This window comes from Hoeflea sp. YIM 152468, assembly GCF_029210485.1.
Classification (GTDB): Bacteria; Pseudomonadota; Alphaproteobacteria; order Rhizobiales; family Rhizobiaceae; genus Hoeflea.
This window is the reverse complement of the sequence record NZ_JARGET010000023.1, coordinates 29523-49362: the sequence shown is the minus strand read 5'-3', so window position 1 is coordinate 49362 and position 19840 is coordinate 29523. Positions and strand designations below refer to the sequence as shown.

General features: G+C 61.2%; 18 protein-coding genes and 1 tRNA gene. 11 read left to right on the top strand and 8 right to left on the bottom strand.

Going from position 1 to position 19840, the window contains the following annotated elements; all coding sequences use genetic code 11:
* Positions 1-32: 32 nt before the first annotated feature.
* The 3 genes from PZ897_RS12315 to glmU all read right to left on the bottom strand — a co-directional run bounded on the left by PZ897_RS12315 (position 33) and on the right by glmU (position 4145).
* A complete protein-coding gene (locus PZ897_RS12315) occupies positions 33-728 on the bottom strand; it encodes a DUF502 domain-containing protein (RefSeq protein WP_275752592.1) in 696 nt (231 codons plus the stop codon).
* 100 nt (positions 729-828) lie between these two features.
* Positions 829-2655, bottom strand: coding sequence for a glutamine--fructose-6-phosphate transaminase (isomerizing) (gene glmS / locus PZ897_RS12310; protein WP_275752591.1), 1827 nt, complete (start codon positions 2653-2655; stop codon positions 829-831).
* A 110-nt stretch (positions 2656-2765) separates the two neighbouring features.
* Positions 2766-4145 (bottom strand): bifunctional UDP-N-acetylglucosamine diphosphorylase/glucosamine-1-phosphate N-acetyltransferase GlmU, encoded by a 1380-nt coding sequence (glmU, locus tag PZ897_RS12305; protein WP_275752590.1) that lies wholly within the window; start codon positions 4143-4145, stop codon positions 2766-2768.
* Between the two features lie 106 nt (positions 4146-4251).
* Here glmU and PZ897_RS12300 point away from each other — a divergent pair, with 106 nt between their 5' ends.
* The gene (locus tag PZ897_RS12300) at positions 4252-5271 is read left to right on the top strand and encodes a DMT family transporter (protein ID WP_275752589.1); all 1020 of its coding nucleotides are present in this window, start codon (positions 4252-4254) and stop codon (positions 5269-5271) included.
* On the opposite strand, the gene PZ897_RS12295 is transcribed toward PZ897_RS12300, so the two are convergent.
* The gene (locus PZ897_RS12295) at positions 5226-5975 is read right to left on the bottom strand and encodes a cytochrome c biogenesis CcdA family protein (protein ID WP_275752588.1); all 750 of its coding nucleotides are present in this window, start codon (positions 5973-5975) and stop codon (positions 5226-5228) included. The two genes, PZ897_RS12300 and PZ897_RS12295, sit on opposite strands and share 46 nt — an antisense overlap.
* 311 nt (positions 5976-6286) lie before the next feature.
* On the opposite strand from PZ897_RS12295, the gene PZ897_RS12290 reads away from it, so the two are divergent.
* Positions 6287-6362: transfer RNA gene (locus PZ897_RS12290), tRNA-Lys, on the top strand.
* Positions 6363-6591: 229 nt separating this feature from the next.
* On the opposite strand, the gene PZ897_RS12285 is transcribed toward PZ897_RS12290, so the two are convergent.
* Together PZ897_RS12285 and PZ897_RS12280 are read right to left on the bottom strand one after the other, a co-directional pair.
* Complete coding sequence (locus PZ897_RS12285) at positions 6592-7497, bottom strand: bestrophin family ion channel (protein WP_275752587.1); 906 nt, start codon at positions 7495-7497, stop codon at positions 6592-6594.
* Positions 7498-7536: 39 nt separating this feature from the next.
* Positions 7537-8406, bottom strand: coding sequence for a LysR substrate-binding domain-containing protein (locus tag PZ897_RS12280; protein ID WP_275752586.1), 870 nt, complete (start codon positions 8404-8406; stop codon positions 7537-7539).
* A 175-nt stretch (positions 8407-8581) separates the two neighbouring features.
* On the opposite strand from PZ897_RS12280, the gene PZ897_RS12275 reads away from it, so the two are divergent.
* On the top strand, positions 8582-9697 hold the full coding sequence (locus tag PZ897_RS12275; protein WP_275752689.1) for an S-(hydroxymethyl)glutathione dehydrogenase/class III alcohol dehydrogenase: 1116 nt from the start codon (positions 8582-8584) through the stop codon (positions 9695-9697).
* 63 nt (positions 9698-9760) lie between these two features.
* Positions 9761-10600, top strand: coding sequence for an S-formylglutathione hydrolase (fghA, locus tag PZ897_RS12270; RefSeq protein WP_275752585.1), 840 nt, complete (start codon positions 9761-9763; stop codon positions 10598-10600).
* A 66-nt stretch (positions 10601-10666) separates the two neighbouring features.
* On the opposite strand, the gene PZ897_RS12265 is transcribed toward fghA, so the two are convergent.
* A complete protein-coding gene (locus PZ897_RS12265) occupies positions 10667-10957 on the bottom strand; it encodes a hypothetical protein (protein WP_275752584.1) in 291 nt (96 codons plus the stop codon).
* Between the two features lie 72 nt (positions 10958-11029).
* Between PZ897_RS12265 and PZ897_RS12260 the strand changes: the two genes are divergently transcribed.
* Entirely contained in the window at positions 11030-12400 is a 1371-nt protein-coding gene (locus PZ897_RS12260; protein WP_275752583.1) for an FAD-binding oxidoreductase, read from the top strand.
* An 82-nt stretch (positions 12401-12482) separates the two neighbouring features.
* Here the strand turns inward: PZ897_RS12260 and PZ897_RS12255 are convergent, their stop codons facing one another.
* Positions 12483-13415 (bottom strand): LysR family transcriptional regulator, encoded by a 933-nt coding sequence (locus PZ897_RS12255; protein WP_275752582.1) that lies wholly within the window; start codon positions 13413-13415, stop codon positions 12483-12485.
* A 121-nt stretch (positions 13416-13536) separates the two neighbouring features.
* Between PZ897_RS12255 and PZ897_RS12250 the strand changes: the two genes are divergently transcribed.
* The 6 genes from PZ897_RS12250 (at position 13537) to PZ897_RS12225 (ending at position 19770) form a co-directional block, all read left to right on the top strand.
* Entirely contained in the window at positions 13537-14697 is a 1161-nt protein-coding gene (locus tag PZ897_RS12250; RefSeq protein ID WP_275752581.1) for an acyl-CoA dehydrogenase family protein, read from the top strand.
* Positions 14697-15791 (top strand): CaiB/BaiF CoA-transferase family protein, encoded by a 1095-nt coding sequence (locus PZ897_RS12245; RefSeq protein ID WP_275752580.1) that lies wholly within the window; start codon positions 14697-14699, stop codon positions 15789-15791. Before PZ897_RS12250 ends, PZ897_RS12245 begins: the two co-directional genes overlap by 1 nt.
* Before the next feature lie 2 nt (positions 15792-15793).
* Positions 15794-16636 carry a MaoC family dehydratase N-terminal domain-containing protein gene (locus PZ897_RS12240; RefSeq protein WP_275752579.1) on the top strand — a complete coding sequence of 281 codons (843 nt, stop codon included), beginning with the start codon at positions 15794-15796 and terminating at the stop codon, positions 16634-16636.
* 270 nt (positions 16637-16906) lie between these two features.
* A complete protein-coding gene (locus tag PZ897_RS12235) occupies positions 16907-17911 on the top strand; it encodes a succinylglutamate desuccinylase/aspartoacylase family protein (RefSeq protein ID WP_275752578.1) in 1005 nt (334 codons plus the stop codon).
* Entirely contained in the window at positions 17908-18855 is a 948-nt protein-coding gene (locus tag PZ897_RS12230) for a threonine/serine dehydratase (RefSeq protein ID WP_275752577.1), read from the top strand. The genes PZ897_RS12235 and PZ897_RS12230 overlap by 4 nt, the downstream gene beginning before the upstream one ends.
* Positions 18856-18864: 9 nt before the next feature.
* Entirely contained in the window at positions 18865-19770 is a 906-nt protein-coding gene (locus PZ897_RS12225) for an amidohydrolase family protein (protein WP_275752576.1), read from the top strand.
* The last annotated feature ends 70 nt before the right edge of the window (positions 19771-19840 follow it).

Here is a 19840-nt window from a genome sequence, read left to right as displayed (position 1 = left end):
CGACTCGGTTTCGCCGGAAATGCTCTAGACAGCTATTTCGGTTGAGGTTGCTTGAGCTTGACTTTGGTTGCCGGTTGAAGCGGCTCTTTCTTGGGGAAATCCGGCGCCACCAGACCGGCAGAAATCACCATCTTGGCCGCCTCTTCGACGCTCATATCAAGGATGAGAATGTCCTTGCGCGGCACGAACAGCAGGAAACCCGATGTCGGGTTGGGCGTGGTGGGCAAAAACACCGAAATCGATTCGTGCTCGGGCAACCGATGATCAACCTCGCCCTTGGTGTCGGTAGCGATAAAGACAATCGACCACAATCCACGGCGCGGGTACTCGATCAGTCCGGCTTGCTTGAACGAACTGCTCTGCTCGGCAAGCACGGTCTGGAAAATCTGCTTGAGGCCCTTGTAGAGGCTGCGCACCAGTGGCATCCGGTCGAGCAGCGATTCGCCGAATGCGATAATCGAACGCCCGACCAGATTGGCCGTCAGAAACCCGATCATGGTGATCAGGACCAGAGCGGTCAGCAATCCGAACCCGGGAACCGCAAATGGCAGATAATAGTCCGGATTGTAGATGGAGGGGATGTAGGGTTTGACCCAGCTGTCGACCCAGCCGATGAAGGTCCAGGTCAGATAGGCGGTGATGGCGAGCGGCGCGACGATGATCAGGCCGGTCAGAAAATAGTTGCGCAGCCTGCGGCCGGCACCCTGCCGTTTCGGTTTTTCGCTCATGGTACACCCTGTTTTGCGACGTGCAGACGCACCTCGCCACGCAATCCGTCTTATATAGGGAGCGCGCGCCCTGTCAGACAAGTGTCAGCGTGCGCCTGGCCTATTCGACAGTGACCGATTTGGCGAGGTTGCGCGGCTGGTCGACATCAGTGCCCATGAACACGGCTGTGTGATAGGCGATCAGTTGCACCGGCAGGGCGTAGAGAATCGGTGCAACAATGTCGTCGACCTGGGGAAGCACGATGGTCGCCATGGTTTCAAGCGTGGTCGCCGCAGCCCCCTTCTCGTCGGTGATCAGGATGATCTGGCCGCCGCGCGCGGCAACTTCCTGCATGTTCGAGACGGTTTTTTCGAAGTGACGGTCATGCGGAGCGATCACGATCACCGGCATGTTTTCGTCGATCAGCGCAATCGGGCCATGCTTGAGTTCTCCCGCGGCGTAGCCTTCCGCATGGATGTAGGAAATTTCCTTGAGTTTGAGAGCCCCTTCGAGCGCCAGCGGAAAGCTGGTGCCACGGCCGAGATAAAGCACATCCTTGAAGCGGGAGAGTTCGCGCGACAGGGTTTCAACCTGCGGCTGGATCGCGTTGAGCACCTCATTGAACAGCCGCGGCGCTTCAACCAGCGCCTGTACCATTCGGGTTTCGTCCTCGATCGAAAGCGTGCCGCGGGCGCGACCAGCAATCATCGCCAGTGCCGCCAGAACCGATAGCTGGCAGGTAAACGCCTTGGTCGACGCCACACCGATTTCCGGACCCGCAAGTGTTGGAAACACAACGTCGGATTCGCGCGCAATGGTCGATTCCTGAACATTAACCACCGCGCCGATGGTCAAGGCGTTGTCCTTGCAATAGCGCAGCGAGGCCAGCGTGTCGGCGGTTTCACCCGATTGCGAGATGAACAGCGCTGCCATTTTGCCAGGCAGCGGCATTTCGCGGTACCGGAATTCCGAGGCGACGTCGATCTCCACCGGCAACCGGGCGAAGCGCTCAAACCAGTATTTGCCGATCAAGCCGGCATAGTAGGCCGTTCCGCAGGCCGACATTGCCAGCCTGTCGAGATTGGCAAAATCGATCCGCCCGGTATCCAGCCTTACCCGGCCTTCGGCAAAATCAATGTAATGGCTGAGCGTATGGGCGACCACTTCGGGCTGCTCATAGATTTCCTTTTCCATGAAATGCCGGTGATTGCCCTTGTCGACAACATAGGCAGCGCCGCGCGAAATCTGGCTTGGCCGCTCCACTGGCTGACCAGCCTGATCGTAAATCTCAAGCCGATCACAGGTGATGACCACCCAGTCGCCGTCATTGAGATAGGTGATTTCGTCGGTAAAGGGCGCCAGCGCGATTGCATCGGAGCCGAGAAACATCTCGCCAGACCCATGCCCCACGGCCAGCGGCGGGCCGGACCGTGCGCCAATGATCATGTCGGGCTGATCCTCAAACAGCACCGCCAGCGCATAGGCGCCTTCCAGCCGCGACAAGGCCTTCTGCATCGCATCACGCGGCGCCAGGCCCTGCTTGCGATAGGCCGCCAGCAGCTGCGCCACGACTTCGGTGTCGGTCTGGCTGTGGAATTCAGCGCCGTCGGCGATAAGTTCCGCGCGCAGGGGCGCGAAATTTTCGATAATGCCGTTGTGCACGACAGCGATGCCGCTGCAAAAATGCGGGTGTGCATTGTTTTCCGTCGGCGCGCCATGGGTCGCCCAGCGGGTATGCCCTATGCCGATACGGCCGGCCAGCGGATACTGGCCGAGCTTCTGGTCGAGATTGACAAGCTTGCCCTCGGCCCGGCGGCGATCGAGATGTCCCTCATGGATGGTGGCGACACCGGCGGAATCATAACCGCGATACTCAAGCCGCTTGAGAGCATCCACCAGCAGCGGCGCCACTTCGCGCTTACCAACTATCCCGACAATGCCGCACATGGGGTTCTCCTGGCTAATGTGTTGGTCATGCTCTTACCGAGCAATTCTTGTTGAAACCAGAGGACGAAAGTATTGCGCCCGCTCAATTTTCATGACTCCGCGTAACCAAGTTACTGACCGGATTCACCAGGGCCGCTTTTCCTGAGTGCCTTGATGGCCGCGATCTTCTCTCGCAGCCGGTGCGCGCGACCGGGCTTTGTCTGCTGCGGCGCCCGCGCGATTGCCAGGGCGTCGTCGGGAACATCGGCGGTCACGACGCTGCCGGAGCCGACATACGCACCGTCACCAACCCTGACCGGCGCCACCAGCGAGGAATTGGAACCGATGAACGCGTTGGCGCCGATTTCGGTCAAATGCTTGTTCTGACCGTCATAATTGCAGGTGATGGTGCCTGCCCCGATATTCGAGCCGGGCCCGACAATGGCATCACCGACGTAGCTGAGATGATTGATCTTGGCGCCGGCGCCGACCTTGGCCTGCTTGATCTCGCAAAAATTGCCGACCTTGGATTTCTCCGCAAGATCCGTACCTGGACGCAGCCTGGCAAACGGGCCGATCTGGGCGCCGGCGCCAATCTCCGCGCCTTCGATATGGCTGAACCCATGAATGACGGCGCCGGGCCCGACCCGGACCCCCGGACCGAACCAGACATTCGGCTCGATCATGACATCATGGCCAAGCTCGGTATCATGCGACAGAAACACACTCGACGGATCAACCATGCTGACCCCGGAGACCATGGCCGCATGGCGGGCGCGGGCCTGCCAGACCTGTTCGATCTCGGCCAGTTCGGCCCTGGTGTTGCAGCCCATCATGTCTTCTTCGGGGGCCTTGACGGCAACACACCTGAGGCCGCGCGCCCGGGCGATCTCGACAATGTCGGTCAGGTAGTATTCGCCCTTGAGGTTGTCATTGCCGATGGCCTCGAGCAGACTGATCGCCTGAGCCCCGGAGAAGGTGATGATGCCGCCATTGCAGAAATCGATCGCCAGCTCTTCCGCCGAGGCTTCCTTGTGTTCGCGAATAGCCACCAGTTCGCCATCCTGCTCGATCAGACGGCCGTACCCGGTCGGGTCCGCGGCCTGAAAACCGAGAACAACGACATCGGCGCCCCTGACGCGTTCGGCGGCGGCGGCACTCAGGCTTGCCGGGTCGATCAGCGGCGCATCACCATAGAGCACGACAATATCGTCAAAGCCTTCGGCGATGATGTCGCGGGCCGCCAGAACGGCATGGCCGGTGCCCTTGCGCTCGGTCTGCTCGACCGGCGTCACCACCACATTGTGCCCTGATCTTGCGGCTTCGGTGACAGCTTCGCCATCCCGGCCAATCACCAGCGCCACCTTGCTGACCCCCGCGCTGGCTGCCGCACGGGTCACGTGGGCGATCAGCGGCAAATTGCCGACGCTGTGCAAGACCTTGGATCTGGAAGACTTCATGCGAGTCGCCTCGCCTGCTGCAAGCACGACTGCAAGACTTGTGCGCGTCATTCAATCACCTTTTTGCCGAATCGCTTGTTTCCAAGTCCCGGACCCTATAGCACCCGATCCGTAACTATTCTCTTTCAAGCAAATATTGTCCGGATAAGAAAGCCTCATGCCCCCTGCCGACCTGCCCGCCGCGAAGCTTTCTGCGGCGCGCTTCCTCCCGCTGACTGTCATGCTGCTGACGCCGTTGTTCTTTTCCTCCAATCTGATCTTCGGGCGCTCGACGATTGCAGAAGTCGCGCCATTCACGCTGGCCTGCTTGCGCTGGACGGCGGCAGCGGTCGTTCTGTCGCCGTTCCTGTGGCGGGCCCGCACGCAGGTACGCCTCTATCTGGCAAACCATACGGTGCACTGGCTGGCGCTGGGGTTCCTGGGCATGTGGATCTGCGGCGGCGGCGTCTACTACGCGCTGCAATTCACCACCGCCACCAATGGCACGCTGATCTACACCACCTCGCCGTTGCTGGTGATTCTCCTGGAACGGCTGTTTTTCGGCCGTGCCACCAGTCTCAGGGAGATTGGAGGTATTGCCGTCGGGTTTTTCGGGGTTTCGATCATTGTGCTGAAGGGCAATTTCGCCGGTCTGGCAGACTCGGCCTTCAACCGCGGCGATCTGATGTTCATCGGCGCGGCCCTGTCGTGGGCCGGGTACTCGGTGCTGCTCAAGGGCCCCCGGACCGCAAGCCTGCCGGTCTCGGCGCTGTTTGCCGCCGTTACCCTGTCGGGGGCTTTGCTGCTGGCGCCGTTTGCACTGTGGGAATATCTCTCCGGCGCGTCGATGCCGCAGACCTGGACTGCCTGGGGCGGTATCGCCGGCATCGTGGTGTTCGCGTCGCTGCTGGCGTTTTCCGGTTACCAGTTTGGCGTCGCCCGGCTTGGCGCCTCGACGGCCAGCGTGTTCATGTATCTGTTGCCGCCCTATGGTGTCGGCCTTGCCGTGCTGGTGCTGGGCGAACCGTTCGAAAGCTACCATGCGATCGGCATTCTGACCGTGCTGAGCGGGCTGGTGCTTGCCACCGCACCAGGGCTGGGCACCAAGCCGCGGGTGCCGGTTTCGGCCAGTGACCCTGCCCTTCCCCCGGCTCAGCCGATCGCGCCCAGTGCCGGAAAGGTCTCGAGCAGCCAGTAGGCCATGGTGGCCATGCCTCCGGTCAGAAACAGGAGGCCGGTCAGCACCAGCAGTGCCCCGGTGATCTTTTCCACTGTGCCGAGATGATGGCGGAACGTCTGCGTAAACCGCATGAATCGCTCGGAAAACAGTGCCGCGATCCAGAACGGCACGGCCAGGCCAAGCGAATAGGCAGCCAGCAGCACCGCACCATCGCCGACCGTCTCGCGCCCTGCGGCCACACCGAGAACCGCGCCCAGCACCGGCCCGATGCAGGGCGTCCAGCCAAAGGCAAAGGCAAGCCCCATCAGATAGGCGCCCGACAGGGTGGCCGGTTTGCCGCTGCCTGCGAATCGGGCCTCGCGTGCGAGCAGGCCGATCCGGAAGGCGCCGAGAAAATGCAGCCCCATCAGAATGATGACGATACCGCCGACCTTGGCGAGCAGGTCGATATGCTGGCGAAGAGCGCCGCCAATGCTCGAAGCGCCGGCGCCGAGCGCGACGAAGACGGTGGCAAATCCGAGCGTGAAGACCACTGACGCGCCGAAAACGGCACGCCGTGTGTCCCGGGTTGTCTTGTCTGCGGCGGCGCCCCGGAAATCCTCGACCGAGACACCCGCCATGTAGCACAGATAGGGCGGCACAAGCGGCAGCACACAGGGCGACAGGAAGGACAGCGCTCCAGCGAGCAGCACGGTGAAAAGGGGAATGTCTGCGATTGTCACGAAATCCGGATCCGTTTGCGTCTGGCGTGGAAAAAACCGCTCCGGGCGGCTCCACCCTATCTAAGGGTCCGCTTGCCGGTCCGCCAGTCACGTTATGGAGTATACGGCGTGATGCTGGCCTTCTTTTGACGTTTCCGGTTTGGACGCCAAACCGTGACCAATTGGCCGGGTGGCAGGGTTGGCGCGCCGATGCCGGCGACGTCGCAAAAAAGACCGTGGCGGGATGGCTTTTGCTGTTGACCATGGGCAGATGCCTGCCTATGTTCCGCGCCACTCGGACCTGACACGCAACTGCGTCGATCAGGGTATGGGAGCGCGTAGCTCAGCTGGTAGAGCAACTGACTTTTAATCAGTAGGTCTCGGGTTCGAACCCCGACGCGCTCACCACTAGAAACAGACATTCTCTTTCTCACGTGAATAAGCTTCGGTGGTCAGCAGCTTTGCATTCCTGAGTTCGGGGTTTGGGTCAGCGGCGCAAGGAACCGGCATGACGCGCGTTCCTGCCGGTGCGGAGCCATCGCTTGCGGCCGCCTGTCCCAGGCCGCGTCGACAAGATCCGATCACGACAGCCTGATATCATCAGGACGCGCATTCGGGTCCGGCGGTTCCACTTCATTCAGGACAAGACGTGGTTTGTCGCCACCAGAATTTCCGGAGCCGGCCGGTCCAGGGCTTCCGAGACCGAGATTTCGATGACGCGGCACATCGCGTCGAGCGGAAGCCCGTTCTGAACATTCCGGAACGGCAGTTCCAGCTCATTGGTCACCGCTTGCAGCCCGAAGAAGACATAGGCCACGACGGCGGCAAACACCGGCGCAAACCAGCCGGCGGATTCGATCAGCGCGAAAGGCAGCAGGAAGCAATAGAGATAGGTGGTCCGGCGCACCAGGAGGGAATAGACAAACGGCAGGGGCGTCGTCACGATCCGCTCGCAACCAGCCTGCGCCAGGGCCAGGGACGACATGGTCTTGGAGATCGTCATCAGGCCAAAGCCGCTGATGACGTCTTGCTGGCCCAGTTCGCGCATTCGTTCCGCCATCGTGCGCAAGGCAGCGTCGGCCGGATTCCTGCATTCTATCAGCCTATCGGCCTCAGCCTCACCAATCCAGTCGACAATCTCGGCCCGCACCGGCACATCCCGCAGAAATCCGCGGTGGAGATGGGCAAACGCCACCGCATAGGACAACAGATGGTCCCGCGCTTCGCCCTTGCCGACGAAGACACCCATGTGCCGTCCCAGATTGCGCACATCGGCGATCATCGCGCCCCACAGATTGCGGGCTTCCCACCAGCGGTCATAGGCGGCATTGTTGCGAAACCCCAGAAACAGCGACAATGCAACGCCAAATATCCCCATCGCTGCAATCGAGATTCGCGGCAAGGTCAATGCATATTCGTCGGTCAGCAGAACCAGGACCGTCAAAATGGCGATGCCGATGATCTTGCTCCAGATTTTCGGAACCACAGATCCCTGCATGACAAAGAACAGCTTCAGTGAGGACGGATGGTCCCGGACAATCATTTCATTTCCTCTTCAAGATTCATTTCAAAAGCTGCAAGGTCAGCTCAAGCCCTGGACCAGACATTCGAGCAGCAACCGCACCTTGGACGACAGATGGCGGTTGTGCGGATACACGGCCCATATTCCATCGTCAGGTGCGCGATACGTATCGAGCATGGGCACCAGACGGCCGGCCTGAAGGTCGGCCTCGACATAGTAATCCGGCAGCTGAATGATGCCGACGCCTTTCAGTGCCGCATCGACAAGCGACCAGCCGCTGTTGCAGCGCATGTTTCCCTTGATCCGGATGTGGCGCGACTTGCCCATATCCTGAAAACGCCAGTAGTCCGACATGCCCTGCAGACAATTGTGCTGGCTCAGTTCGGACAGCGTGTGCGGCACGCCATGCGCCGCAAGGTAGTCCGGAGAGGCGCACACATAATGGCTGCGCGACGCCAGCCTTCGGGCAATCATCGTGCTGTCTTCAAGGTGGCCAAGCCGAATCGCCAGATCATAGCCGTCGGCAACCAGATCGAGCATCTGATTGGTCAGCGTCACATTGACCTCCAACTCCGGGTAGCGGACGATGAAGTCGTTGACCAGCGGCGCGATCCTGTTCTCGCCATAGGTCACCGGCGCCGTCAGGTTGAGCCTGCCTTTCGGCGTCTGGTGCAGGTCGGTGATGGCGCGCTCGGCTTCTGCCAGGCCATCAAGGACCTGCCGGCAGTGGGTGTAGTAGATCCGCCCGGTTTCGGTGATGGTGACCTTGCGGGTGGTCCGGTAGAACAGCTTGACGGCCAGCCGGGTTTCCAGCGCGCTGATCTGCCGGCTGACCTGGGCTGTCGAGATTCCCAACTGTCTGGCGGCGCCGGTAAAGCTTCTGTTTTCCGCGACCGCGACAAACTCGGTGACCCCCTCGCAACTGAACATCGCCGGCTCCTTTCAGGTGGCCCGAAGCACCTCGCTATTGTTGCACTCTGGTAATAGTGATTTCACAAACCGGACATTTATCGACCATCAGGAATGATGTAAACCTTTGTCATCGGTCGACGCAACCACAGAAGTCGACAGTTCAACAGCAAAGTGAGACCTGATGACCGACACAATCAAATCCAGGGCCGCCGTCGCCTGGGGGCCCAACCAGCCGCTTTCGATCGAAGAGATCGACGTCATGCCTCCGCAAAAGGGCGAAGTGCGCGTCCGCATCATCGCGACCGGCGTGTGTCACACCGACGCCTTCACGCTTTCGGGCGCAGACCCCGAGGGGCTGTTCCCCGTTGTCCTGGGCCATGAAGGCGGCGGCATTGTCGAATCCATCGGCGAAGGCGTGACCAGCGTGGCCGTGGGCGACCATGTGATTCCGCTTTACACACCCGAATGTGGCGAGTGCAAATTCTGCACATCGGGCAAGACCAACCTGTGCCAGAAGATCCGTGAAACCCAGGGCAAGGGCCTGATGCCGGATGGCACCAGCCGGTTTTCCAAGGACGGCAAGCCGATCCTGCATTACATGGGCTGCTCGACGTTTTCGGAATACACCGTGATGCCTGAAATCTCGCTGGCCAAGGTCAACCCCGAAGCACCACTGGAGGAGGTCTGTCTGCTGGGATGCGGTGTCACCACCGGCATGGGCGCCGTGATGAACACCGCCAAGGTCGAAGAAGGCGCGACGGTCGCCATCTTTGGCATGGGCGGAATTGGTCTTTCGGCGGTGATCGGCGCGACCATGGCCAAGGCCAGCCGCATCATCGTGATCGACATCAACGAGAGCAAATTCGACCTCGCCCGCAAGCTCGGCGCCACGGACTTCATCAATCCCAAGAAGCATGACAAGCCAATTCAGGACGTCATCGTCGAACTGACCGATGGCGGTGTCGATTACTCGTTTGAATGCATCGGCAATGTCGACGTGATGCGTTCGGCGCTGGAATGCTGCCACAAGGGCTGGGGTGAATCGGTGATCATCGGCGTTGCCGGCGCCGGACAGGAAATCTCCACCCGCCCGTTCCAGCTCGTCACCGGACGGGTCTGGCGCGGGACCGCATTCGGCGGCGTCAAGGGCCGCTCCGAACTCCCCGATTATGTCGAGCGCTATCTGCAGGGCGAATTCAACCTGAGCGACTTCATCACCCACACGATGGGCCTTGAAGACATCAACCAGGCATTCGACCTGATGCATGAAGGCAAGAGCATTCGTTCGGTCATTCACTTCGACAAGTAGACCCTATCACGGCCGCGCACGCCCTGGGCGGCGCGGCCGTCCCATTCAAGCGAAAGGTGCAACATGTCACTGGAAAACAAGAGCGTTAACAAGAGCTTTGGTGGCTGGACCAAACACTACACCCACCAGTCGAGCACATTGAGCTGCGAGATGCGGTTTGCGATCTACCTGCCGCCGCAGACCGCGAACGGACAGAAGGTACCCGTCGTCTACTGGCTGTCGGGGCTCACCTGCACCGACGAGAACTTCATCCAGAAGGCCGGCGCGCAACGTATCGCCGCCGAGCTTGGCGTCGCCCTTGTCGCCCCGGACACCAGCCCGCGTGGCGCCGATGTGGCCAATGACGAAGGCTATGACCTTGGTCAGGGCGCCGGGTTTTATGTCAATGCGACACAGGCCCCGTGGAACCGCCATTATCAGATGTATGATTATGTGCTCAAGGAGCTGCCCGAACTGATCGAAGCCACGTTTCCGGTCAGCGACAAACGGTCGGTCTTTGGCCATTCGATGGGCGGTCATGGCGCGCTGGTGCTGGCGCTGCGCAATCCCGATCGCTTCAAGTCCGTTTCCGCCTTCAGCCCCATTGGCAACCCGGTCAATAGCCCCTGGGGTCAGAAAGCCTTCACCGCCTATCTGGGCAAGGACAGCGCCACCTGGGCCGACTATGATGCAAGCCTGCTGATGCGCAAGGCGACAGGCGCTGTGCCCGCGCTGGTCGATCAGGGCGAAGCCGACAATTTTCTCGAAGAGCAGTTGAAGCCGCAAACATTGGAAGCGGCGGCAAAGGCGAGCGGTTATCCGTTGGAGTTGAACCGGCGTGAAGGCTATGATCACAGCTATTACTTCATCGCCAGCTTCATCGATGACCATCTGCGGTTCCACGCCAGGCATCTGGGTGCCTGATGCATTGATCTGAAGACAGCCATCGGCGGGAGCGCATCCACATGGATGCGCGGACCGTTGGGGAGCTCAGTCGCCGCCCACACAACGGGGGATCTGGCCATGAAAACCCGGGTCCCCCAGTGGTTTCTTGAAACTGGCACTGCACCGGCCCGATTTGATCGCGCTCTGCCTTGATTGCACCGAGCCGGTTGTCGTAAACAGGTTGCGCGCCAGGGCCGCGAGATGATCGATGTGTCCTTTCACGACACCGTGGCGCATGTCTGTGATGTGATGGCCTCGCGCCGCGACCGGATGTGCCAACAGCGGAAAGTTCGCTGATCGGCCAGTTGCCTGTGCGCGGTTTTCCGGTGGCGCCATTGACCGCTCAACCTTTTGCATGACCGGGGGCAAAATTCACGGCATGGCACAATCGCTCGACCGGGAGGCGGAATGACCTTGTTGGCTGAATTGACGGCGGCGCTGGGACCGGGCGCGGTCTTGACTGGTGACGATCTTCCGGTTCGCAGCATGTCGGACGCAAGCGAAACCGGCCGGCACAAGCCACTGGCGGTCCTGCGCCCCACCACCACGGCGGAAATCTCGGCAGCCGTTGCGATCTGCGCGCATCATCAACAAACCCTGGTGCCGCAAGGTGGAATGACCGGTCTTTCCGGGGGAGCAAACCCAGCTCCCGGCGATGTCGCTCTGTCCTTGGAGCGGTTCGCCGGAATCGAGGACATCGACGCCGAGGCCGCCAGCATCACGCTGCGCGCGGGCACGGTGTTGCAGGTGGCGCAGGACGCCGCGGCGGCGGCAGGGTTCCTGCTCCCGATCGATCTCGGATCACGCGGCAGCTGCCAGATCGGCGGGATACTGGCCAACAATGCCGGCGGGTTGCGCGTGATCCGACACGGCATGGCCCGCGACAATCTTCTCGGACTGGAGGTGGTGCTGGCCGATGGCAGCGTCATCTCTGATCTTGGCAAGCTGGTCAAAAACAACACCGGTTATAATCTGCCGCAGCTTTTTACCGGGTCGGAAGGCACGCTTGGCATCATAACCCGTGCCGTGCTGCGATTGCGCCCGCTGCCCACCGGCCGCTGCACAGCACTTTGCGCCCTGTCAGACTTTGACGCTGTCCCAAGCTTGCTCAAGCTTGCCCGCACCCAGCTTCCCGGGCTGTCGGCGCTGGAGGTCATGTGGCAGGACTATTTTGCCTTGATGCAGCAGGCAGAAGGCGTGCAGCTGTTTTCACCTGTTCCCCCGCTTTCAGTGATCATTGAAACCGAAAGCACCAATGGTTCGGACCAGACGGCGGACTTCGAAGCCTTTCTGGCCGGCGCGCTGGAAGCGGGCATCCTGACCGATGCGCTGATCGCACAATCGACAAAAGAGGCCAATGCCTTCTGGGCCGTGCGCGAGGGCCACAGGCTGGAACAGATCATGCCGCATCTGATCAACCTCGATATCAGCCTCGACATCGGCAGGATGGGGGCATGTGTCGATGCCTGCCGCAACGCCTTGCATCAGCGGTTTCCAGACATCAGGGTGCTTTTCTTTGGCCATGCGGGCGATGGAAATCTGCACATTGCAGCCGACCAGCCCAAGCCCGGTCAGGACGATCCGACCGATGAGGTTTACCGGATCGTCTATGATCTGGTCCGCGATGCCGGGGGCTCCATCTCGGCTGAGCACGGCATCGGCACGCTCAAGCGCGACTATCTTTCCTATTCGCGAACACCGGAAGAAATCACCCTGATGCGCTTGATCAAGCTGGCACTCGATCCTGACGGGATTCTGAACCCTGGAAAACTGCTTTGAATGGGCGGCATTTCAGCGCCCCGATGATGGCGGGACCACGTCTGCCTCGGCAACACCCCAGCATGTTTTCGTCATCCCCGTTTTAGTCATCCGTCTTGGGTAGCCGAACTGCGGCCCAGTCGCCGCTTGCGTGAAGCTCGAATATGACCTCACGCAAGAGGCCGAGCACGACCTGCTGGGCGCGCGCGACCGGACGATTGGCGGGATAGGTCAAATGTACGCCGCGCCACAGACCAGGATCTGCAATCCGGCTGACCGCCAATGTTCCCTTCGACACCTCCTGTTGCACTGCATGGTAAGGCAGGATCGAGGCCCCGAATCCTGCGGCGACAAGACTTTTGATGTTTGCATAGGAATCAATTTCCACCGCCACATTGGGGCTTATCCCCAATGGGCGCATCGCCTCGTTCAACTGTATGCGCAATCCGTGCGCCGAACTCGGCAAGACCATGGGCGTGTCGCGCAATCCTTCCAGACTCATTTCTGACGGGCAGTCGCTGTCGCCCTGCCATATCACCGCAAGCTCTTCCTCAAGCAGCCGTTGAGAGACATTTCCTCTTTCTTGCGAGGCAGAATAGAGCACTGCGATGTCGATCCGGCCTTCAGACATCCAGTCGGCGATAAACCCGCTCATGGCTTCCGAAATGTTGAGGACAATCCCGGGATACCGTTCACGCGCCGCGGTTATCAGGGGCAGTCCGAGTATGGCACTGATGGTGCCGGGCAGCCCCACCCTGACAACGCCCTGAGGGTTGCCGTCCAGGGTTCGGATATCGTCCTCGGTCCGGGCAAGGTCATCAAGAATCGACCGCGCCCTTCGTGCCAGGAGTGCGCCCGCTTCCGTCGGCACGACGCCCGCATGACTGCGAACCAGAAGGCGGGTGCCGAGCGCATTTTCCATGTTTCTCAGATGAAGGGAAAGCGCAGGCTGGGCAATGTTCAGGCTTCGCGAGGCGCGGGTGAACGAGCCCTGCTCGACGATCTCAATGAAATACTGCAGTTGCCTGATATCCATTTTTCACCTGCGCGCTGCGCCCATAACATTATCGTATATCCGGCATCATAAACATATATTTGCGCAATATGAACGGGTGAGATTATAAAGGCTGAATTCACAGGTCAGACCGAGGGTTGCTATGGATTTTCTCGACGAGCGCTATCACGACATTCGCGACGGAGTTCGCGCACTGTGCGCCCAGTTTCCCGCGGCCTACCACCGTAAAATCGACCAGGAACGCGCCTACCCGGAAGAATTCGTCGCGGCACTGACACGCGAAGGCTGGATGGCAGCGCTCATTCCCGAAGAGTATGGCGGCTCGGGTCTTGGCTTGACCGAAGCCTCGGTCATCATGGAGGAGATCAATCGCACCGGCGGCAATTCCGGTGCCTGCCACGGCCAGATGTACAATATGAACACGCTGGTGCGGCACGGTTCGGAGACACAACGCCAGAAATTCCTGCCCAGGATCGCGGCTGGAGAGTTACGCATCCAGTCCATGGCCGTGACCGAACCGAGTACCGGGACGGACACCACCAAGATCAAGACCAATGCCGTCAAGAAGGGTGATCGCTATGTGATCAACGGTCAGAAAGTCTGGATTTCGCGCGTGCAGCACTCGGATTTCATGATCCTGCTGGCGCGCACCACGCCGCTGGCAGAGGTGGAAAAGAAATCCGAAGGCCTGTCGATCTTCCTCGTCGACATCAAGCAGGCGATGAAAAGCGGAATGGTGGTCAAGCCCATCGCCAACATGGTCAATCACGAGACCAACGAGTTGTTCTTCGAGAATCTGGAGATTCCTGAAGACTGCCTGATCGGCGAAGAGGGCAAGGGCTTCAGATACATCCTGACCGGACTGAATGCCGAACGTGCGCTGATCGCTGCAGAGTGTATCGGCGACGGATTCTGGTTCACCGACACCGTGACCAAATATGTCAGCGAACGCGAGGTCTTCGGCCGGCCCATCGGTCAAAACCAGGGGGTGCAGTTCCCGATTGCGGAGGCATTCATCGAAGTCGAAGCCGCAAACCTGATGCGCTACAAGGCCTGCCATCTTTACGACGCCGGCAAGCCCTGCGGCGCCGAGGCCAACATGGCCAAATATCTGGCGGCCAAAGCATCGTGGGAAGCAGCCAATGCCTGCCTTCAATTCCATGGCGGTTTTGGCTTTGCCAATGAATATGATGTGGAGCGCAAGTTTCGCGAGACGCGGCTTTACCAGGTCGCGCCGATCTCCACCAATCTGATCCTGTCCTACATCGCAGAGCATGTGCTTGGCATGCCGAGGTCGTTCTGATGTTGCCGCTGGAAGGCCTCAAGGTCGTTGCCATCGAACAGGCCGTTGCGGCACCCTTTGCCTCGTCTCGGCTGGCTGATGCGGGTGCGCATGTGACCAAGATCGAGCGCCCCGAGGGCGATTTTGCACGCGGTTATGACGATGTGGCGGCCGGTCAATCGAGCTATTTTGTCTGGCTCAACCGGGGCAAAAGCTCAGTCACGCTCAACCTGGCTTCCAGCAAGGGCAAGGACGCCCTGGAAACGCTGCTCGCAAGTGCGGACGTGCTGGTGCAGAATCTCAAGCCCGGAGCACTCGCGCGTCTGGGGTTTGCCCCTGCCCGCCTGCGCACCGACTATCCGCGCCTCGTCACCTGCTCGATCAGCGGCTATGGCGACGCGGGGCCGATGGCCGGCCGAAAGGCCTATGACCTGCTTATTCAGGCGGAATCCGGCCTTTGCTCGATCACCGGCGGACCGGACGAACCGGCCCGCGTCGGCATCTCCATCGTCGATGTTGCAACGGGGGCGACCGCCTATGCCGCGATCCTCGAGGCGCTGATCCGCCGCGGCATCACCGGCAAGGGGAGCGACATCTCGGTCTCGATGTTTGATGTCATGGCCGACTGGCTGACCGTGCCCTTGCTCAACCACGAAGGCGGCAAGAGCCCGAAACGGGTGGGACTGGCACATCCCTCGATCGCGCCCTACGGCGTGTTCACGCCAAAGAGCGGTGCACCGATCCTGATCTCGATCCAGAGTGACCGCGAATGGGCCAAACTCTGTTCCTTGTTCATCGGCGACCCTGCCCTTGCCACAGACCCCCGCTTTGCCACCAATGTGGCACGCGTGAGCAATCGCACCGAAACTGACGCGCTGGTCGCCGCCGCTTTCGGCAAGGTCGATGCCGCCACTGCGATTGACATGCTCACCAGGGCTGACATTGCGCTGGCCTCGGTCAATGATATGGCCGGGCTGTCGGCTCACCCGCATTTGCGCCGCATTACGGTCGACTCCCCCAACGGGCCGGTGTCGGTCCCCGCCCCCGGCGCCGTCTTTGCCGGCGAGCAACGGCGCTATGGCCCGATTCCCGGGCTCAACCCGCAGCAGGACTGAATGTGGACACGGATATCGAGCATCTGAGAACCTGGATCGGCCGGACCCAGAGCGAGTGCGAGCTTCTCACCGCCTCCCTTGCGCGGAGGTTCAACGCCACATTCGACCGCACCTCCGGCACGCAGCCGGGAGATCGTGCGGCGCTCATGATCCATTTCTGTCTCGCTCAGCCGATTGCGGCCACAGCCGAGCTGGGCCCGGACGGCCATCCGGCCCGCGGTGGGTTCCTGCCGCCGATCCCGCTTCCCCGCCGGATGTGGGCGGGAGGCGCCCTGACATTTTACAGCGACATCCGCATCGGCGAGACGGTGTCCCGGCTGTCGACCATCAAGGATGTGGTGTTGAAGGAAGGCCGCTCCGGCCCGCTGTGGTTTGTCACGGTCGAGCATGAACTGACCAGCGACGACCGTGCGGTCCTGACCGAGCGGCAGGATATTGTCTATCGCGGCGCGACGCCGCCGCACAAGCCTGCCGCCAATCGCGCGCAGCCCGCGGCGCCAAGGGGTTCATTTTGCCGCGAGATCACGCCCTCGTCCGCACAGCTTTTCCGTTATTCCGCGCTCACGTTCAACAGCCACCGTATTCATTACGATGCGCCCTATGCGGGCGAAGCCGAGGGTTACCCCGGCCTGGTGGTCCATGGGCCCATGCAGGCGACATTGCTGTGCCAGGCTGCAGCCGACCTCAAGGGCGCCACGCCGAAAAGCTTTCGCTTTCGCAGCCTTTCGCCGATCTTTGACACTGCCGATTTCACCGTGAACGCCTCAGAGGGTGACGGTGGATTGAAACTCTGGACCGCCAGTGCCAATGGGCCGGTGGCGATGGAGGCGTTCGCAACATGGTAGAGGCTGCGTATTTCTCAACCGGCCGACCATGAACACGGCTGGGCGTCTGCTTGCGCGCGCAATCGGCCGCACGGCTCTGTCATCCCGCCCGGGGTGCGTGGAATGCCCTGGCGCTTGACCGGCGGACAGGCCCGAAACGCTTCATGGACAGGCGTCGGCATCACGGATAGATTTTTGTTTTCATGAAGAAGGGCAAATGATCGGCTCCGGCCTTGCATCCATTCCGTCAGGGCTTCAGGTTTGATCCTTTGAGCATGATCTGGAGCAACCGTGACAAAGCAGGCGTGGCAAACAGATATCGACTTTGACAAGGGCGGAAAGCAGACCGGCTTCATCCGCCTGCCCTATTCCGGGCATGACGACGCCTGGGGTGTTGTGCCGGTTCCGATTGCGGTGATCAGCAACGGCCAGGGTCCGACGGTTATTCTTCAGGGTGGCAATCACGGTGACGAATACGAGGGACCGATCATTCTCGGCGAGATTGTTCGCGATCTCGATCCCGGCAGCATCAGCGGCAGGCTGATCATCGTTCCGGCCATCAACCTTCCGGCAGTCAATGCAGGCCAGCGGGTTTCGCCGATCGACGGCCTCAACTTCAACCGGACATTCCCCGGTGATCCGCTGGGATCGCCGACGATGCAGCTGTCCTCACTGGTCAACGACTTCCTGTTCCCCATGGCTCACGCTTTCGTCGATCTGCATTCGGGCGGGTCATCGCTTTCCATCATCCCAAGCGCCATTATCGACCCCTCTGATGACCCGGCGCTGAATGGCAAGTTTGAGAACGCGGCAGCGGCGTTTGACGCCCCGATGACCGTCATCATCTCCAATCGCGGCGACCCGCGCACGTCGACTGCCAGTGCGGTGCGGGCGGGCCTGGTCACCGTGGGCACCGAACTTGGCGGCGCCGGCACCGTGTCACCCGACGCGGTCAGGATCTGCCGGAAAGGCGTCCATAACCTCTTGCGCCATTTTGGCCTGATGGAGGGCAGCCCGACACGGACCGACAGCCGTTTCCCCGAGTCCGTCTACGAGCTGACTGCCCGAGCGCACCACCTGTCAGAGGATGATGGTGTGTTCGAACCGCTGCACAATCTGGGTGCGGAGGTACGCGCAGGACAAGCCGCCGGACGGGTCCACTTCCTGTCCGACCCGCGGCGCGCGCCCAAACAGCTCAACTTTGCGACAGATGGCATCCTCTACGGCCTGCGTCACCCGGGCCGGGTGCGCGCTGGCAACTGCTGCATGGTTGTGGCTTCCCGGTGCCCGGCATGATGCAACTTGAGCTTAACGACATCATCAGCGCGCGGGCGCGCATTGCGCCGCACATTCGCAAGACCCCGCTGATGGCAGCTGCCGCGCTCAGCGCACCGATCACCGACGCACGGCTCTGGCTCAAGCTCGAATGCCTGCAGGCAAGCGGTTCCTTCAAGGCGCGCGGGGCAACCAACAAGCTGCTGTCCACGCCGCGGGACGCGCTCGCCCAGGGGGTCGTGACCGCGTCGGGTGGCAACCACGCGCTGGCCACCGTGCGTGCGGCAAGCTCTGCCGGCGTGAAAGCCACGATTTTCGTTCCCGAAAACGTCGCCGCCTACAAGCTGGAGCGATTGCGCGCCATGGGCGCCACCGTCCATGTGGTCGGCTCCGTCTGGAATGAAACCAATGAGCATGCACTGGCCTTCGCGACAAAGACCGGTGCGGCCTATTTTCATCCCTTCGCCGATCCGGCCGTCATGGCGGGTCAGGGTACCGTGGCGCTGGAGATACTGGACGAGCTGCCCGACCTCGATGCAATTCTCATCGCCATTGGCGGCGGCGGCTTGCTGACAGGCATGGCTGTGGCATTGAAGACACTCAAACCCTCGATCCGCATCATCGGCATCGAACCCGTTGGCTGCCCGACGTTTCATGCCTCCCTGGCCGCCGGCCAGGTCATCACCCTTCCAAAGGTCAGCACCCGCGTGGCGACAATGGCTTGCGCCCGGACCGACCCTGATGTGTTTGAACTGTCGCGTCACCTGATCGATGACATCATCCTTCTTGAGGACCGCGCCATGGAGGAGGCCGCGCGCTGGCTCTGGACCGAGCTCGGACTGGCCGCCGATCTCAGCGGTGCTGCTGCGGTGGCTGCCTTGCGTGGCGGGCATGTTGCATTGACCGCGACCGAGACGGTTTGTGCGCTTGTCTGCGGCGCCGGAACCGAAGGCATTCCCGGTTAAGGACCTGTCATGCCCAGCACAATCTATCAGGGGCCGATCATCGATGCCCACCACCACCTCTGGGACCTCAGCCTGGATCGCCATCCCTGGTTGGCCGCCACGGGGCGCGGTGATGGCCTGGCGCCGCTGCGGCGCACATTTCTGGCTGATGACTATCGGCACCAGGCGGCATGCGCCAACATCGTTGCCACGGTTCACGCAGAGGCCAACTGGGACACCACGGATCCTTTCGGTGAAGTGGAATGGCTCGACCGCCTGGCGCGGCCAGAGCGTATCGCTGCGCGCTATGTGGCTTACGCTGCGCTGGCCGATCCCGACATCGAAAGCACACTGGCGCAACTTGCAGAGCACAGGCGTGTCGCTGGCATCCGGGAGATCCTGAGCTGGCATCCTGACCCGGCGAAAACCCGAACGGCCGATGCCGGGATCATCCACAGCCCTGCATGGCGGACGGGGCTTGCTGCCCTTCAGCGCCACGGCCTGAGCTTTGATTTGCTGATCTCTCCCTGGCAACTTGACGATGCGCTCGGCCTGGCCAGCGATCACCCGGACATGCGGTTTGTCGTCAATCACTGCGGCAGCCCGATGGACCGTGACGCCGAAGGACTTGACCGCTGGCGCCGGGGCGTCCGCGCGCTGGCAGCGGCCGACAATGTTGTGCTCAAACTGTCCGACCCGGTTGCCTACGACCCCCAGTGGACGGTCGGCAGCCTTGCCGGGATCATAAACCACTGCATCGATTGCTTCACGCCGGGCCGCTGCATGTTTGCCAGCGACTACCCGGTATCCGCACTGCATATCTCGTTTGAGGAATGGCTCGCGGTGTTCAGCGGGATCGTGGCCGGGCTTTCGGACACCGAGAAACACTCGATTTTTCACGATTGCGCCCGCGAGGTCTACCAGGTTCCGGTGTAGTGTCGCTCAAACGGATGCATCTGTGAGCCACGGGATCAGAGCCGTTGCTGCGGCCCTGGCGCACCCGGTT